Source organism: Nocardioides xinjiangensis (assembly GCF_017916455.1).
In the GTDB taxonomy this organism is placed as follows: Bacteria; Actinomycetota; Actinomycetes; order Propionibacteriales; family Nocardioidaceae; genus Nocardioides; species Nocardioides xinjiangensis.
This window is the reverse complement of sequence record NZ_JAFMSY010000001.1, coordinates 585,180-600,987: the sequence shown is the minus strand read 5'-3', so window position 1 is coordinate 600,987 and position 15,808 is coordinate 585,180. Positions and strand designations below refer to the sequence as shown.

Genomic DNA, 15,808 nt, shown 5'->3' with positions numbered 1-15,808 from the left:
CTCATCACGAAGGACTGAACAATGGCTCACAAGAAGGGTGCCGCGAGCACCAAGAACGGTCGTGACTCCAACGCGCAGCGCCTCGGCGTCAAGCGCTTCGGCGGCCAGGTCGTGGGCGCCGGCGAGATCATCGTCCGCCAGCGCGGCACGCACTTCCACCCGGGCACCGGCGTGGGCCGCGGCGGCGACGACACGCTGTTCGCCCTGCAGGCCGGCGCCGTCGAGTTCGGCACCCGCCGCGGTCGTCGCGTCGTCAACATCGTCCCCGGCGAGTGACGTCACCGCGACACTGAGCACTCTCTGCGAAGGGCGTCCCTGTCTGGGGGCGCCCTTCGTGCTTCACCACCACTGACTAGGAACCGTTCCATGGCCCTCCCCACGTTCGTCGACCACGTCACCCTGCACGTCGCCGCCGGACGAGGCGGCAACGGCGTGGCCTCGGTGCACCGCGAGAAGTTCAAGCCGCTCGGCGGTCCCGACGGCGGCAACGGCGGGCCGGGCGGGTCGGTCATCCTGCAGGTCGACACCAGCGTCACCACGCTCGTCGACTACCACCACAGCCCGCGGCGCCGCGCCGAGCACGGCGGCCACGGCGCCGGCGGCCACCGCAACGGCGCCCACGGCAAGGACCTCGTGCTGCCCGTCCCGGACGGCACGCTGGTCAAGGACGCGGAGGGCAACGTGCTCGCCGACCTCGTCGGCGCCGGCACGACGCTCGTGGTCGCCCAGGGCGGCCGCGGCGGCCTCGGCAACGCGGCGCTCGCCTCGTCGAAGCGCAAGGCCCCCGGCTTCGCCCTGCTCGGCGAGCCCGGCGACGAGCTCGACGTACGGCTCGAGCTCAAGGTCGTCGCCGACATCGGGCTCGTCGGCTTCCCGAGCGCCGGCAAGTCCTCGCTCATCGCAGCGATCTCGCGGGCGCGGCCCAAGATCGCCGACTACCCGTTCACCACCCTGGTGCCCAACCTGGGGGTGGTCACGGCAGGCGAGACGACGTTCACCGTCGCAGACGTGCCCGGCCTCATCGAGGGGGCCGCGGAGGGCCGCGGGCTCGGCCACGACTTCCTGCGCCACATCGAGCGCTGCGCGGCGCTGGTCCACGTGGTCGACAGCGCGTCCATCGAGCCCGGCCGCAACCCCATCGACGACCTCGACGTGATCGAGGGCGAGCTGGCGCGCTACGGCGGGCTGGAGGACCGGCCCCGGCTCGTCGCGCTCAACAAGGTCGACGTTCCCGACGGCCGGGACATCGCCGACATGGTCGTCGACGACCTGCGCGAGCGCGGCCTGCGGGTCTTCGAGGTCAGCGCCGCGTCGGGTGCCGGCCTGCGCGAGCTGACCTTCGCCATGGCCGAGATCGTCACCGCAGCGCGTGCGGAGCGGCCGGCCGTGGAGGCCCAGCGCATCGTGCTGCGGCCCGCGGCGGTCGACGGCGGCGCGGACTTCGAGGTCGTCGAGACCGACGAGGGCTGGCGCGTGCGCGGCACCAAGCCCGAGCGGTGGGTGCGCCAGACCGACTTCAGCAACGACGAGGCGGTCGGCTTCCTCGCCGACCGGCTCAACCGCCTCGGCGTCGAGGAGAGGCTCGTCGCGCTCGGCGCGCAGGAGGGCGACACGGTCATCATCGGGCCGGAGCGCAACGCCGTGGTCTTCGACTTCAAGCCCAGCATCGAGGCCGGTGCCGAGATGCTCGGCCGCCGGGGCGAGGACCAGCGCTTCGACGAGTCCAGGCCCGCCTCGCAGCGCCGTCGCGAGATCGACGAGGCGATGGAGTCCAAGGCCGAGGAGGAGGCCCGCGCCGACGTGGCCCGCCGCCTCGACACGGCCAAGGGCAGGAAGGGCCGCTCGCGCAGCACCGGCAGCTCCGGCGTCGGCCCGATGGCGTACGAGATCGGCGGCAAGGACGACCCCGACTGGGGCGGGGAGCAGGACGACGCGTGAGCGACCGCGATGAGCTGGTGCGTGCTGCTCGGCGCATCGTCGTCAAGGTCGGCTCGTCGTCGCTGACCACCGCCGCCGGTGGCATCGACCCCGCCCGCGTACGCCACCTCGTCGAGGTCCTGGCCGCGTCGAGGGGTGGGGGAGCCGAGGTCGTCCTGGTGTCGTCGGGCGCCATCGCCGCGGGCCTCGCGCCGCTCGGGCTGGGCAGGCGTCCGCGCGCGCTCGCCGCGCAGCAGGCCGCCGCGTCGGTGGGTCAGGGCCTGCTCGCCCACCGCTACCAGGAGGAGTTCGCCCGGCACGGCATCGTGACCGGCCAGGTGCTGCTCACCGTCGACGACGTCACCCGCCGCGCCCACTACCGCAACGCGCACCAGACCTTCGCCAAGCTGCTCGAGCTCGGCGTCGTGCCGATCGTCAACGAGAACGACACCGTGGCCACCTCCGAGATCCGGTTCGGTGACAACGACCGGCTCGCCGCGCTCGTCGCGCACCTCGTCCACGCCGACCTCCTCGTGCTGCTCTCCGACGTCGACGGCCTCTACGACGGGCCGCCGTCGCGCGCCGGCTCGCGGCTGGTGCCGCTCGTGCGATCCGACGACGACCTGGCGGCGGTGACCATCGGGTCCGCCGGCGCGGCCGGCGTCGGCACGGGCGGCATGACCACCAAGGTCGACGCCGCCCGCATCGCCACCGGCGCCGGCATCGACGTGGTGCTCACCTCGGCCGAGCAGGCCGCGGCCGCCCTGTCGGGCGCGGAGGTGGGCACCCTCTTCCGGGCCACCGGCAGGCGTCGCCCCACCCGCCTGCTCTGGCTGGCGCACGCCACGTCGGGGCAGGGCACGCTGACCCTCGACGCCGGGGCCGTCCGCGCCGTGGTCGAGCGCCGCGCGTCCCTCCTCGCAGCCGGTGTCACCGCGGTCGACGGCGGCTTCGTCGCCGGCGACGCGGTGGACCTGCTCGGCCCCGACGGGTCCCTCGTGGCCCGCGGCCTGGTGAACTTCGACGCCGACGAGCTGCCGGCCCTACTCGGCCGCTCGACCCGCGAGCTCAAGGCGGCGCTGGGAGCGGCGTACGAGCGCGAGGTCATCCACCGCGACGACCTGGTGGTCCTGTAGCGGCTGGTGGTCCTGCAGGGGCTGCCGGCCCCCGCGCCGTCGTCGCCACCCCTGTCCGTCCTCCCACGCCCCGGGTAACGCCACCGTCCGTGCACTCCCGCCCCGACCGGTGGGGGCGGGAGTGCGCAGGTGGTGGCGTTACCCGGACGGCAGGCGAGGGCGGGGGCGGGAGCGGGACGATGGCGGGCCGACTGGCCCCGGCGCGTAGGCTTGGCAGGCCATGAGCCAGTCCCTCGTCTACCTCGACCACGCCGCGACGACGCCGATGCTGCCGGTCGCCGTCGAGGCCATGACCCGGCAGCTCACCGGGGTGGGCAACGCGAGCTCGCTGCACGCCTCCGGGCGCGGGGCGCGCCGGGTCGTGGAGGAGTCGCGCGAGACCATCGCGGGGATGATCGGCGCCCGACCGGGTGACGTCGTGTTCACCTCCGGCGGCACCGAGTCCGACAACCTCGGGGTCAAGGGCGTCTTCTGGGCCCGACGTGCGGAGGACCCGCGCCGTACGCGCATCCTGTCCACGGCGATCGAGCACCACGCGGTGCTCGACACCCTCCACTGGCTCGCGGCCAGCGACGCCGCCGACGTCGAGCTGCTGCCCGTGACCGCCGAGGGCGTCCTCGAGGTGGAGGCGCTGCGCGAGTCCATCGCCCGCGACCCGGCCTCGGTGGCGCTGATCTCGGTGATGTGGGCCAACAACGAGGTGGGCTCGCTGCAGCCCATCGAGCAGGTCGTGGAGCTCGCGGCGGCGCACCGCATCCCGGTGCACACCGACGCGGTGCAGGCGGTCGGCCACGTGCCCGTCGACTTCGGCGAGTGCGGCGTGGACGCCCTCACCTTCACCGGGCACAAGCTGGGCGGCCCGATCGGCGTGGGTGCGCTGGTGGTGCGCCGCGACCTGGAGGTCAGCGCCCTCGTGCACGGCGGCGGGCAGGAGCGCGACATCCGCAGCGGCACGCTCGCCGTGCCGGCCATCGCCGGCCTCGCCGCAGCGGTGGAGGAGTCGGTGAAGAACCAGCACGACCACGCGGTGCGCGTCGCCGAGCTGCGCGACGACCTGGTCCGCCGGGTCGTCGAGGTCGTCCCCGACGCCCACCTGCACGGCACCCCGCCCGGACCGCTGCGCCTGCCCGGGAACGCCCACATCGGCTTCCCCGGCTGCGAGGGCGACTCCCTGCTCATGCTGCTCGACGCCCGCGGCATCGAGTGCTCGACCGGCTCGGCGTGCTCGGCGGGCGTGCCGCAGCCCTCGCACGTGCTGCTGGCGATGGGCTGCGACGAGGACCAGGCCCGCCACTCGCTGCGGTTCTCCCTGGGGCACAGCAGCACGCCGGCCGACGTCGACGCCCTGGTGGCGGCGATCGGTCCGGTCGTCGAGCGCGCCCGGGCCGCCAAGGCGCGCTGATGCGGGTCGTCGCCGCCATGTCCGGCGGGGTGGACTCCGCCGTCGCCGCCGCCCGCGCCGTCGAGGCCGGCCACGACGTCACGGGCGTCCACCTCGCGCTGAGCCGCAACCCGGCGTCGTACCGCTCCGGCGCCCGCGGCTGCTGCACGATCGAGGACAGCAACGACGCGCGTCGCGCCGCCGACGTCATCGGCATCCCGTTCTACGTCTGGGATCTCTCCGACCGCTTCCACGAGGACGTCGTGGAGGACTTCATGGACGAGTACGCCGCCGGGCGCACGCCGAACCCGTGCCTGCGGTGCAACGAGAAGATCAAGTTCGCGGCCGTCCTCGACCGCGCGCTCGCGCTCGGCTTCGACGCGGTCGCGACCGGTCACTACGCCCAGCTGCGCACCGGCGCCGACGGCCTCGTCGAGCTGCACCGCGCCACCGACCACGGCAAGGACCAGTCCTACGTCCTGGGCGTCCTCGACCAGCAGCAGCTGCGGCACTCGCTCTTCCCGCTCGGCGACACCGACAAGCCGGCCGTGCGCCGGGAGGCCGAGGCGCGCGGCCTGCTGGTGGCCGACAAGCCGGACTCCCACGACATCTGCTTCGTGGCCGACGGCGACAACGCCGGCTGGCTGCGCGAGAAGCTCGGGGACCGGGCGCCCAACCAGGGAGGCGACATCGTCGACGCCATCACCGGCGAGAGGGTGGGCAGCCACACGGGCACCTACGGCTTCACCATCGGCCAGCGTCGGGGCCTGCGGCTCGGCGTGCCGGCCCCCGACGGGAAGCCGCGCTTCGTGCTGGGCATCGAGCCGGTCACCGGCACCGTCACCGTCGGCCCGCGGGAGCGGCTGGCGGTCGACCACGTCGCCGGGATCCGCCCGCGCTGGTGCGGCACCGTCCCGGACCGGCTGGAGGGCACCGTGCAGCTGCGTGCGCACGGCCGCGAGCACCGGGCGGTGGTCACCGTCGACGGCGACGAGGTCGCGATCGACCTGCTCGAGCCCGCCGAGGGCATCGCGCCCGGCCAGGCAGCGGTGATCTACGACGGCACGCGCGTCGTCGGATCGGCCACCATCGCCGCGACCCGGCCCGCCGGAGCACCTGCATGAGCGACCTCGGCGCGCGGGCCGGTGCGCTGCTCGGCCCGCGCCACCGGGCGTACGTCGTCGCGCTGGTCACTCCGGGCGCGGCGGAGGTCGACGCGGTGGGGACCGGCGACCTGGGCGTCCACGCCGACGTCGAGCTCGGCTCGGTGAGCAAGGGGGTCACCGGGCTGCTGTGGCGCGACGCCGTGGCCCGCGGCGAGCTCGCCGAGGGGGCGGTGCTCGGCGAACATCTCGACGTCCCGGAGCAGCTGGCGGGCACCCGTCTCTCCGCTCTCGCCACGCACAGCGCCGGACTGCCCCGGCTCGCCGGCGTCGACGTGCTGCGGCGCTCGTGGGAGCTGTGGCGCGAGGGCCGCAACCCCTACCGTGAGGACCTCGCCGGGCTCCTCGCGCAGCTCGACGGGGTGAAGGTGGCGCGGCGACCGCGGCCCGCCTACTCCAACCTCGGCTTCGAGCTGCTCGGCCACGCGGTGGCGGCGGCGGCCGGGATGCCGTACGCCGACCTGGTCGCCGCACGCATCGCCGTGCCGCTCGGCCTCACCGACACCTACGTGCCCACCTCTGTCGGGGACCTGCGACCCGGCGCGGTCGCCGCGCGCGACCGCAGGGGCCGCGAGGTCGAGGCCTGGACGGGGGAGGCCGTCGGGCCCGCCGGGGGAGTGCGGTCCTCGGCCACCGACCTCGCGGTGCTGCTGCGCGCCATGCTCGACCGCACCGTTGCCGGCGCCGACGCGCTCGACCCGGTCGCGCCGTTCGCCGGCAGGACGCGCATCGGGGCGGGCTGGCTCACCGGCGACCTGCTGCGCCGCACCGTCACCTGGCACAACGGCGGCACCGGCGGCTTCCGGTCGTTCGTCGGGATCGACCGCGACCACGGCGTCGGGGTCGCCCTGGTCAGCGCGTCCACCCGCTCGGTCGACGGAGCGGCGGCACGCCTGCTCGCGGAGGCGGGTGACCGTCCATGACGGCCGCCACCGGTATCGGCTCGATGCCCGGCACCCGCGACGCCGACCACGCCGAGGCGGTCCGGCTCGTCCTCGGCGAGCTGCCCGGCCTGCCGCACGTCCCCGAGGTCCCCGGACGGGGCGTCGCGGCCGCCATGACCGGCCGCGGCCTGGCCGTGGTGGAGGGGCTCGCCGCCGACCTGCAGCCCGCCGGCTGGCGGCTCACCGACACCAGCGGGGTCGACCACCGCCGTGCCCGGTCCCTCCTCGCGCAGGACCTGGACACGGTGGAGGAGCTGGCGCAGGGCTACGAGGGCACCTTCAAGACACAGGTCGCCGGCCCGTGGACGCTGGCCGCGACGGTCGAGAAGCCGCGCGGCGACAAGGTGCTGAGCGACCACGGCGCCCGGCGTGAGCTGGCGCAGGCGCTCGCCGAGGGCGTGGGCGGCCACCTGGCCGACCTGCGGCGGCGGATCCCCGGCGTCGACCGGTGGGTGGGGCAGGTCGACGAGCCGGCCCTGGCCGCAGTGGTGGCGGGGCAGGTGCCCACCGCGAGCGGCTTCGGCCGGCACCGCAGCGTCGACCTGCCCGAGGCGTCGGCGCACCTGGAGTGGGTGGTCGCGGCGATCGCCGACGCGGGAGCCGAGGCGTGGGTGCACTCGTGCGCCCCCGAGACCCCGTGGTCCCTCGTCGCCGGCACCGGGGTCGCCGGGCTGTCCGCCGACCTCGACGTGCTGGGGCCCGCCGACCTCGACACCTTCGCCGAGGCGCTCGAGGCCGGTCTCACGGCCGCGCTCGGCGTGGTCCCCTCCACCGACCCGGCCACCGGGCCGTCGGACGCGCGGGTCACCGAGCGCGTCCAGCGCTGGCTCGACATGCTGGGCCTGGACCCCGAGGCGGTGGGGCAGCGCCTCGTCGTCACACCGTCGTGCGGCCTCGCGGGGGCCACGCCGGCGTGGGCCGCTCGGGCCCTGCGGCTCGCCGCGACGGTCGCGCGGAACCTCTGACCGCCGCGTCGGCGCGGGCACCGGAGCGGCTCGCGCCCGGTGCCCGCGCCCCGCTCAGTGGACGACGACGCCCTCGGGCGCCTCGTCGGTGGCCAGCTCGTCGTGGTGGACGTCGAGGAAGAGCCACACGATCACCGAGGCGGCCAGCATCATCAGTGAGCCCACCAGGAAGGCGTGCGTCGCGCCGTCGGCGAAGCCCACCACTGCGGCGAGTCCGCCGAGCTGCTCGGGCGAGAGCTGGCCCTGGGCGGCCGCGGCGACCTGCGGGGCGGCCTCCTCGGCGCGTGCGGTGCTGAAGTGCAGCGCCACCGTGCTGAGCGTCGCCAGCCCGAGCGCGCCCCCGACCTGCTGCATGGTGTTGAGCACGCCCGAGCCGATGCCGGAGTCCTGGGCGCGGAGGCGGTGGACCGCCACCAGGGTGAGGGGCACGAAGTTGAGGCCCATGCCGAAGGCCATCAGCACGATGAACGGCAGGACGTGGGTCCAGTAGTCGACGTCGGCGCCGAGGAAGCCGCCGTCCGCGGTGGCCGACAGGATGCCCGAGGCGCTCTGCGGCACGTCGAGGCGGCTGAAGCCGAACAGCGCGATCGCCGAGAGGATCGTCCCCGCGCCGGAGAGGTAGCGCGGGTCGACGTGGCTGATCAGCTTCGAGGCGGCCGTCGCCGAGATGATCATCGCGATCGAGAACGGCAGGAACGCGAACCCGGTGTGCAGCGGCGAGTAGCCCACGACCAGCTGGATGAACAGCGAGAGGAAGAAGAACATCGCGAACATCGCCGCCGGGACGATCATCATGACCGCGAACGCCACCGCGCGGTTGCGGCTGGCGAAGATGCGGAACGGCAGGAGCGGGTGCTGCACGCGCGTCTCGACCACCGCGAACAGCGCCAGCAGCGCGACGCCGAGCACGAGGCTGACGATGGTGCTGGGGGCGTCCCAGCCGTACGCCTCCTCGCCCGCGCGGCTCAGGCCGAAGACGATGGCGAGCAGGCCGGCCGTGCCGGTGATGGCGCCGGGGACGTCCAGCTCTCCCTCGTGGCGCTCGGACTCGTCGAAGAACCGCGGGGCGAACAGGGCGGCGCCCAGCCCGATCGGCACGACGATGAGGAAGGTGTAGCGCCACCCCTCGATGCCGAGCGGGTCCTCGAGGCCGGTGAGCCAGCCGCCGAGGATGAGGCCGACGGCGGCCCCCACGCCTGCCATCGCGGCGTACACGGCGAAGGCCCGGTTGCGCTCGCGGCCCGCCGGGAACGTGGTGGCGATCAGCGCCAGCGCGGCGGGGGAGGCGAGCGCGGCGCCGAGTCCCTGGAACGCGCGGGCGCCGAGCAGCATCGCCTCGTTCTGGGCGAACCCGCCCACGAGGGAGGCTACGGCGAAGAGCAGGACGCCCGCGATGAAGATGCGGCGGCGGCCCATCAGGTCGGCGAGCCGGCCGCCGAGCAGCAGGAAGCCCCCGAAGGTGAGGGCGTAGCCGGTGACGATCCAGGTCAGGTTGGCCTGGCCGATGTCGAGGTCGCGGCCGATGTAGGGAAGGGCGATGTTGGCGATGGTGCTGTCGAGCACCACCATCAGCTGCGCCAGGGAGATGAGCACGAGCGCCCATCGGAGGCGCTTGTGCTGCTCGGGGGTCACCTCGTCGGCGAGAGCCAGGTCGGTCATGGGACTTCCTTCGGGAGAGCGTGCGGGTCGAGTCGAGTCGAGTGGGGTCGAGTGGGGTGGGTCGGGGCCGGCGGTCAGGACGGCCGGGAGTGGCGGGACCCGGACGCGACCGGGCCGTGGAGGGCGGCCGGCAGCACGACCTCGTCGAGCACGCGCCCGACGAGCTCGGGCGTCACGGCGTCGCCGAGGAGGAACGCGCGGTGCAGGACGATCCCGGCGAGGGCGGGCGCGAGGACCGCCAGGTCGGCGTCCGGGTGCACTTCCCCGCGCTCGCGTGCGCGCTCGTAGATCGCGCGGGACGTCTCGATCTTGGGGCCGATGAAGTCGCGCCGGTAGACCTCGGCGAACTCGGGGTCGCGGGCCATCGCGGTCACCACCGCGGAGAGGACCGACCGGGCGAGCGGGTCGCCGAGGCCGCCGTCGCCGCCGCAGTAGGCCGCGAGGAGGTCGCCGCGGAGGCTGCCGGTGTCGGGGACGACGGACTCGCCCTTGTAGGCCAGGATCGCGGCGACGACGAGCTCCGGCTTCCCCTTCCAGCGGCGGTAGAGCGTCGCCTTGGACGCCTTGGCGCGGGTGGCGACGGCGTCCATGGTCAACAGGTCGTAGCCCACCTCGTCGAGGACCTGGAGGGTCGCCTGGTAGATCTCCATCTCGCGCTCGCCCGCCACGCGCGGGCGGGTGCCGGTCTCCGTCGGGGTCATGCGTCCTCTCCGCCCGGTTCGGTGAAACGAAACCGTTTCGTTTCGCCCAACGCCGCGGGCGGCGCGGTCTATTCCGACGGAACGCCTGCGTTCCGTCCGGTCCAGACCAGGGCGCGGCCGGCCGTCGCGGCGAGCGACGTGCCGGGTGTCGGCGCGGACCGGCAGACTGTGGCCATGAGCACGCCCGAGGAGCCCGTCGCCGTGACCGAGGCCGACACCCACGTCGCCAGTGCCCCGCCCGAGGCGCGCGAGCGCCACCGGGAGCTCAGCGAGCAGGTCGAGGACGCTCGCTGGCGCTACTACGTGCTCGACGCCCCGACGCTGTCCGACGCCGACTTCGACGCGCGGCTGCGCGAGCTCGAGTCGCTCGAGGAGCAGTTCCCCGAGCTCCGCACGCCGGACTCGCCGACCCAGAAGGTCGGCGGCGCGGTGTCGACGGACTTCACCGCCGTGGACCACCTCCAGCGCATGGAGAGCCTCGACAACGCCTTCACCTCCGACGAGCTCGAGGCCTGGCACGCGCGGATCCTGCGCGACGGGATCGACCCGCCCGCCCTGCTGTGCGAGCTCAAGGTCGACGGCCTGGCGATCAACCTGCTCTACGAGCAGGGCCGTCTCGTGCGTGCCCTGACCCGCGGTGACGGTCGCACGGGGGAGGACGTGACCCCCAACGTGAAGACCATCGACGCCGTGCCGCACCGCCTGAGAGGCACCGAGGAGTTCCCGGTCCCCGAGCTGCTCGAGGTGCGCGGCGAGGTGTTCTTGCCGGTCGAGGCCTTCGAGCGCCTCAACGTGGCGATGACCGAGGCGGGGCGCCCCGCCTTCGCGAACCCTCGCAACGCCGCCGCGGGGTCGCTGCGCCAGAAGGACCCCCGCGTGACCGCGAGCCGCGCCCTCGGCATGGTCTGCCACGGCCTCGGGGAGCGCCGCGGCTTCGAGCCGAAGGCCCAGTCCCACGCCTACGAGGCCCTCGCCGCGTGGGGGCTGCCGACCTCCGACCAGGTCCGGGTGGTCGGGTCGCTGGGGGAGGTCGAGGACTACATCGCGCACGCCGGCGAGCACCGGCACTCGATCGTCCCCTACGAGATCGACGGCGTGGTGGTGAAGGTCGACGACGTGGCCCTCCAGCGTCGCCTGGGATCGACCTCGCGCGCCCCCCGTTGGGCGATCGCCTTCAAGTACCCGCCCGAGGAGGTCAACGCCCGGCTCCTCGCGATCGAGGTGCAGGTCGGGCGGACCGGCCGGGTGTCGCCGTTCGGTCGCATGGAGCCCACCCGCGTCGCCGGCTCGACCGTCGAGAAGGCCACCCTCCACAACGCGCACGAGGTGCGTCGCAAGGACGTGCGCCCCGGCGACACCGTGATCCTGCGCAAGGCCGGCGACGTCATCCCCGAGATCGTCGGCCCCGTGCTGCCGCTGCGGCCCGAGGGGCTCGCCGAGTGGGTGATGCCGACCGAGTGCCCGGCCTGTGGCTCGACCCTGGCCCAGCAGAAGGAGGGCGACCGCGACCTGCGCTGCCCCAACCACGAGAAGTGCCCGGCGCAGGTGCGCGAGCGCGTCTTCCACGTGGCCGGTCGTGGGGCGTTCGACATCGAGGGGCTCGGCTACGAGGCCGCGAGCGCGCTGCTCGACTCCGGGGCCATCACCAACGAGGGCGACGTCTTCGACCTCGACGCCGACAAGCTGCTCACGACGCCGCTGTTCACCCGCGCCCCCAAGAAGGGCGAGGAGGGCCCCCAGCTGTCTGCCAACGGGCGGCGGCTGCTCGACAACCTCGACAAGGCGCACGGAGCGGCGCTGTGGCGCGTGCTGGTCGCCCTGTCGATCCGCCACGTCGGGCCGACGGCGGCGCGCGCGCTGGCGCAGGAGTTCGGCTCCTGGGAGGCGATCGCGGCGGCCACCGAGCAGCAGCTGGCCGCCACGGAGGGCGTGGGACCCACGATCGCGGCGGCCGTCGTGGAGTGGCGCGAGGTCCCGTGGCACCAGGAGATCGTCACCAAGTGGTCGCGGCACCTCCCGATGGCCGACGAGCGCGACGAGTCGGTTCCCCGCACGCTCGAGGGACTGACGATCGTGGCCACCGGGTCCCTCGAGGGCTACACCCGCGACTCGGTCAAGGAGGCGATCATCAGTCGCGGCGGCAAGGCCGCCGGCTCGGTGTCGAAGAACACCGACTACGTCGTCGTGGGGGAGAACGCCGGCTCCAAGGCCGACAAGGCCGAGCAGCTCGGCGTGCCGATCCTCGACGAGGAGCAGTTCACGACGCTGCTCGAGAAGGGGCCGGACGCCCTGCAGGTCTAGCGCTCGGCGTCCGCGGCGCGCAGGATGCAGGAGGAGACCGAGAACGACCATCCCCGGGAGTCAGCATGCGTCTCGTCCGATCACTCGTCCCCGCGCTGGTCGCCGCCACCACGCTCGCGGCACCGCCCGCCGTGACCACGGCGGCGCAGGCCGCCCCGGCGGCCGCTCCGACGTGCGGCGGCCTCCGGGCCACGATCGTCGGCAACGACCGGTCCAACACGATCACCGGCACTGCCCGCCGCGACGTCGTCGTGGCGCGGGGCGGCAACGACGTCGTCCGCGGCCTCGGCGGCAACGACGTGGTGTGCGGCGGCGACGGCGCCGACACCATCCTCGGCGGCGAGGGCAACGACCGGCTCCTCGGCGAGAGCGACCTCGTGCGCCTCGACCGGTTCGGCCGGGTCGTCAAGCGTGGCGACACGCTGGCCGGTGGGCCCGGCAACGACACCATCGACCTCGGCCACGACCCGCGTCCGGCCACCGATGGCGCCCCCGTGGTGCTCGACGGCGTCACGTACGTCCACGCGAGCGCCCCCGTGGTCGTCGACTTCCGCGCCAGCCACACCGTCCCCATCACCGCCGAGGGCAGTGACACGGTGACCGGCTACAGCGGCGGCGTCCGGCTCGTCGGGTCGCCGCACGCCGACACGGTCAAGGGCACCAACTCCGCCGACGCCATCTACGCCCGCGGCGGCGACGACACGATCTTCGGTCGCGGCGGCGACGACACGGTCGTGGCCGACGCCGCCGACGACACCGGCGGCAACGACCGCCTCTACGGCGACGCCGGCGACGACACCCTCAGCGGCACCGTCGGCGCCGACCTGTTCGTCGGCAGCAGCGGCATCGACGTCCTCGGCACCACGTCGTCGCTCCACCAGGCCTTCCGTGGCGGGAGCGGCGTCGACACGATCACGTTCCCCCTCCCGGTGGAGTCCGGTTTCGTGGCCAAGGGCAACGGCGGCCAGGACCGCCTGCGCCTCCTCCCGGTCCCGAACCCGGCCCTGAAGCCGACGCTGCGCATCGACCAGCTCACGAGGGCCACGATCCGCGACCTCCAGCCGTACACCCTCGTGGGCCGCATCTCCGGCTTCAGCGACGTGCAGCTGCCGGCCAACACCTCGTCGGTCTTCAAGGGCAGCAACGACTCCGAGGTCATCACCGCCCACCCCGACCACCGCGCGAGGATCTACGGCCGCGGCGGCGCGGACGTCATGACGGGCTCGCGCCGGCCCGACCGCCTCGACGGCGGCAAGGGCTTCGACATCGCCCGTGGTCGCGGGGGCAACGACGCCTGCAAGGCAGCGGAGAAGCGCTCGAGCTGCTGACGCCGCCCGCGCGCTTCCCGGGGGCGGTGCAGCGGGGCACGATGCCACCATGTCCCGCACCAGCAGGCTGCTCGTGGTCGCAGCAGCCTGGGCCGTGCCCGCCTCGTGGGTGCTGCTCGCCCTGCTGGCCGGACCCTCGGACGGCACCGCCCTGTCCTCGCGGCTGGTGCCGGGCACCGGTCCGCAGTGGGGAGACTCGGTGCGGGTGGCGACGACGTACGGTGCGACGCCGCTGCAGCCCGGCGACGCGGTGCAGCGCATCGACGGACGACCGCTCGCCGACTGGCTCGCGAGCCCGGGCGACGTGCGCCGCGAGGTCGGCGACGTGGTCCGCTACGAGGTGCGCCGCCCCGGCGAGGGTCTCGACCTGGTCCAGGAGGTCGAGGTCACCCTCGGTACCTACCCCGTCGGCCCCGCGCTCCGGTCGTCGCCGCACGTCCCGCTGCTGGCCGCGCTGCTGCTCGCGACGGGCTCGGTGGTGTTCTGGCTGAGGTCGGCGTCGGCCTCGGCGCGCGCCTTCCTGGCGAGCACGGCGCTGCTCCCGGCGGCGGTCGCCTCCACGCCGTTCGGCACCGGCGTGGTCGACCTCGCCGGCGGGCGCGGGGTGTGGCCCCGCGCCGGGTCGGAGGCGCTCGCGGCGTTCGGGATGGTCGCGCTGGTGCTCTCGGTCGCGCTGACCACCCGTCCCGAGGGCCGCGCCCGCTGGAGGGCCGGCGCCCTCGCCGTCGTCCCGCTCCTCGGGTACGCCGCGTGGCTCGCCGTCCGGGTCGGCGCGGCCTCCACCGCCGAGCGGCCCGGCGTCCTCACGACGGTCGCCGCCCCCGCCCTGGCGGCCGCGGTCCCCGCCCTCGCCGCCGCTGCGGCCCTCGCCCACGCCCGGGCCCGCAGCCGCGGGGACGTGCTGGCCACGCGACTGGTGCTGCTCGGCCTGGCCGCCGGCGTCGGCGGCTGGCTCGTCCTCGGCCCCCTGCCCGCCCTGGTCGGTGGTGCGCCTCTCGTGCGGAGCGACCTGCTGGTGCTGCTCGCCGGCGGGTTCGTCGTGGCCTGCGTCGCCGCGGCCGTCGCCCGGTCCCGCCTCGAGGACGTCGAGCCGCGGGTGCGCCGGGGGCTGGTGCAGGCCCTGGTGCTCACGGTGGTGGCCGCCGCCTTCGTCGGCGCCGCGCGCGCGGTCGACGTCGCGACCGACGTCGACGTCGGCTCGGTGCTCGCCGGGGGGCTGCTCGCGCTCCTGCTCCTGCCGGTGGCGGTCGCAGTGCGGCGGACGGTGCGACGGCTCGTCTACGGCGACCGCGAGTTCCCGGACCGGGTGGTGTCCGACCTGCGCCGCCTCGACGCCGTCACCGCGCCCCAGGACGCGCTCCGGGAGATGCTGGAGCTGCTGGTCCGCCGGCTGCACCTGTCCTACGCCGCGGTCGACGTCGTCGGCACCGGCGCCTCCGAGCCGGTCTCCGTGTCCATCGGGACGGCGTACGGCACCCCCGCGACCATCGACCTCACGGTCGGCGGGAGCACGATCGGACGGCTGCAGGTCGAGGTCGACGTGGGACACGACCCGTTCGGCCCGGGGGACCAGCGGTTGCTGGAGGACGTCGGAACGCAGGTGGGGACGCTCGTCCAGGCCGTGAGCACGAACCGCGAGCTGCAGCTCGCCCGGCAACGGCTGGTGGCTGCGCGCGAGGAGGAGCGGCGACGGCTGCGCCGCGACCTCCACGACGGCCTGGGCCCCTCGCTCGCGACGCTGGCGATGCGGCTCGAGGGAGCGGCCGACCTCGTCCACGAGGACCCCGACCGGGCAGCCGACCTGGTGGCGCGGCTGTCCGACCAGACGCGGGAGGGCATCGCCGAGGTGCGTCGCCTCGTCGAGGGCCTGCGTCCGCCCGCGCTCGACCAGCTCGGGCTCGTCTCGGCCCTGCGACACCGCGCGGCCGAGCACGGCTCGCCGACGGCGCCGGTGGCGGTGCCGTGGACGGTCGAGGCCGAGGACGACCTCGAGCCGCTGCCGGCAGCCGTCGAGGTCGCCGCCTACCGGATCGTCGTGGAGGCCGTGAACAACGTGCAGCGGCACAGCGAGGCCGACCGGTGCACCGTCAGGCTCGCGCGCGTCGGTCCCGACCTGCGGATCGAGGTGGTCGACACGGGCAGGGGGCTGGCTCCGGACCGCCGCGCGGGTGTAGGCCTGTCCTCGATGCGGGAGCGTGCCGAGGAGCTCGGCGGCTCGATCGAGGTCGGGCCCGCTGCCGGGGGCGGCACCCGGGTCGGGGTACGCCTGCCGCTCGAGGACCGGTGAGGCACCCACGAGGGAGGAGGTGGTCG

The 15,808-nt window shown here is 74.8% G+C and carries 12 protein-coding genes; 10 read left to right on the top strand and 2 right to left on the bottom strand.

The window, feature by feature from the left end; all coding sequences use genetic code 11:
- Positions 1 to 21 precede the first annotated feature (21 nt).
- From rpmA to J3P38_RS02860, 7 genes are all read left to right on the top strand, one after another.
- Positions 22 to 276: a 50S ribosomal protein L27 gene (gene rpmA, locus J3P38_RS02890; protein ID WP_210438357.1), complete on the top strand. Its 255-nt coding sequence runs from the start codon at positions 22 to 24 to the stop codon at positions 274 to 276.
- Between the two features lie 90 nt (positions 277 to 366).
- On the top strand, positions 367 to 1,938 hold the full coding sequence (gene obgE, locus J3P38_RS02885) for a GTPase ObgE (RefSeq protein WP_210502630.1): 1,572 nt from the start codon (positions 367 to 369) through the stop codon (positions 1,936 to 1,938).
- Positions 1,935 to 3,053, top strand: a complete 1,119-nt coding sequence (gene proB / locus J3P38_RS02880) for a glutamate 5-kinase (RefSeq protein WP_210502629.1) — start codon at positions 1,935 to 1,937, stop codon at positions 3,051 to 3,053. The genes obgE and proB overlap by 4 nt, the downstream gene beginning before the upstream one ends.
- 220 nt (positions 3,054 to 3,273) lie before the next feature.
- Entirely contained in the window at positions 3,274 to 4,455 is a 1,182-nt protein-coding gene (locus J3P38_RS02875) for a cysteine desulfurase family protein (protein WP_210502628.1), read from the top strand.
- The gene (mnmA, locus tag J3P38_RS02870) at positions 4,455 to 5,558 is read left to right on the top strand and encodes a tRNA 2-thiouridine(34) synthase MnmA (protein WP_210502627.1); all 1,104 of its coding nucleotides are present in this window, start codon (positions 4,455 to 4,457) and stop codon (positions 5,556 to 5,558) included. The genes J3P38_RS02875 and mnmA overlap by 1 nt, the downstream gene beginning before the upstream one ends.
- Complete coding sequence (locus tag J3P38_RS02865; RefSeq protein ID WP_210502626.1) at positions 5,555 to 6,520, top strand: serine hydrolase domain-containing protein; 966 nt, start codon at positions 5,555 to 5,557, stop codon at positions 6,518 to 6,520. Before mnmA ends, J3P38_RS02865 begins: the two co-directional genes overlap by 4 nt.
- Positions 6,517 to 7,506, top strand: coding sequence for a uroporphyrinogen decarboxylase/cobalamine-independent methonine synthase family protein (locus J3P38_RS02860; RefSeq protein WP_210502625.1), 990 nt, complete (start codon positions 6,517 to 6,519; stop codon positions 7,504 to 7,506). Before J3P38_RS02865 ends, J3P38_RS02860 begins: the two co-directional genes overlap by 4 nt.
- Before the next feature lie 54 nt (positions 7,507 to 7,560).
- Here J3P38_RS02860 and J3P38_RS02855 read toward each other — a convergent pair whose 3' ends face one another.
- Both J3P38_RS02855 and J3P38_RS02850 read right to left on the bottom strand, forming a co-directional pair.
- Positions 7,561 to 9,165 carry an MFS transporter gene (locus J3P38_RS02855; RefSeq protein WP_210502624.1) on the bottom strand — a complete coding sequence of 535 codons (1,605 nt, stop codon included), beginning with the start codon at positions 9,163 to 9,165 and terminating at the stop codon, positions 7,561 to 7,563.
- Positions 9,166 to 9,239: 74 nt separating this feature from the next.
- Positions 9,240 to 9,866 (bottom strand): TetR/AcrR family transcriptional regulator, encoded by a 627-nt coding sequence (locus tag J3P38_RS02850; RefSeq protein WP_210502623.1) that lies wholly within the window; start codon positions 9,864 to 9,866, stop codon positions 9,240 to 9,242.
- A 174-nt stretch (positions 9,867 to 10,040) separates the two neighbouring features.
- Between J3P38_RS02850 and ligA the strand changes: the two genes are divergently transcribed.
- The 3 genes from ligA (at position 10,041) to J3P38_RS02835 (ending at position 15,782) form a co-directional block, all read left to right on the top strand.
- Complete coding sequence (ligA, locus tag J3P38_RS02845; RefSeq protein WP_210502622.1) at positions 10,041 to 12,167, top strand: NAD-dependent DNA ligase LigA; 2,127 nt, start codon at positions 10,041 to 10,043, stop codon at positions 12,165 to 12,167.
- Between the two features lie 65 nt (positions 12,168 to 12,232).
- Positions 12,233 to 13,495 (top strand): calcium-binding protein, encoded by a 1,263-nt coding sequence (locus J3P38_RS02840; RefSeq protein WP_210502621.1) that lies wholly within the window; start codon positions 12,233 to 12,235, stop codon positions 13,493 to 13,495.
- A 49-nt stretch (positions 13,496 to 13,544) separates the two neighbouring features.
- On the top strand, positions 13,545 to 15,782 hold the full coding sequence (locus tag J3P38_RS02835) for a sensor histidine kinase (RefSeq protein WP_210502620.1): 2,238 nt from the start codon (positions 13,545 to 13,547) through the stop codon (positions 15,780 to 15,782).
- The last annotated feature ends 26 nt before the right edge of the window (positions 15,783 to 15,808 follow it).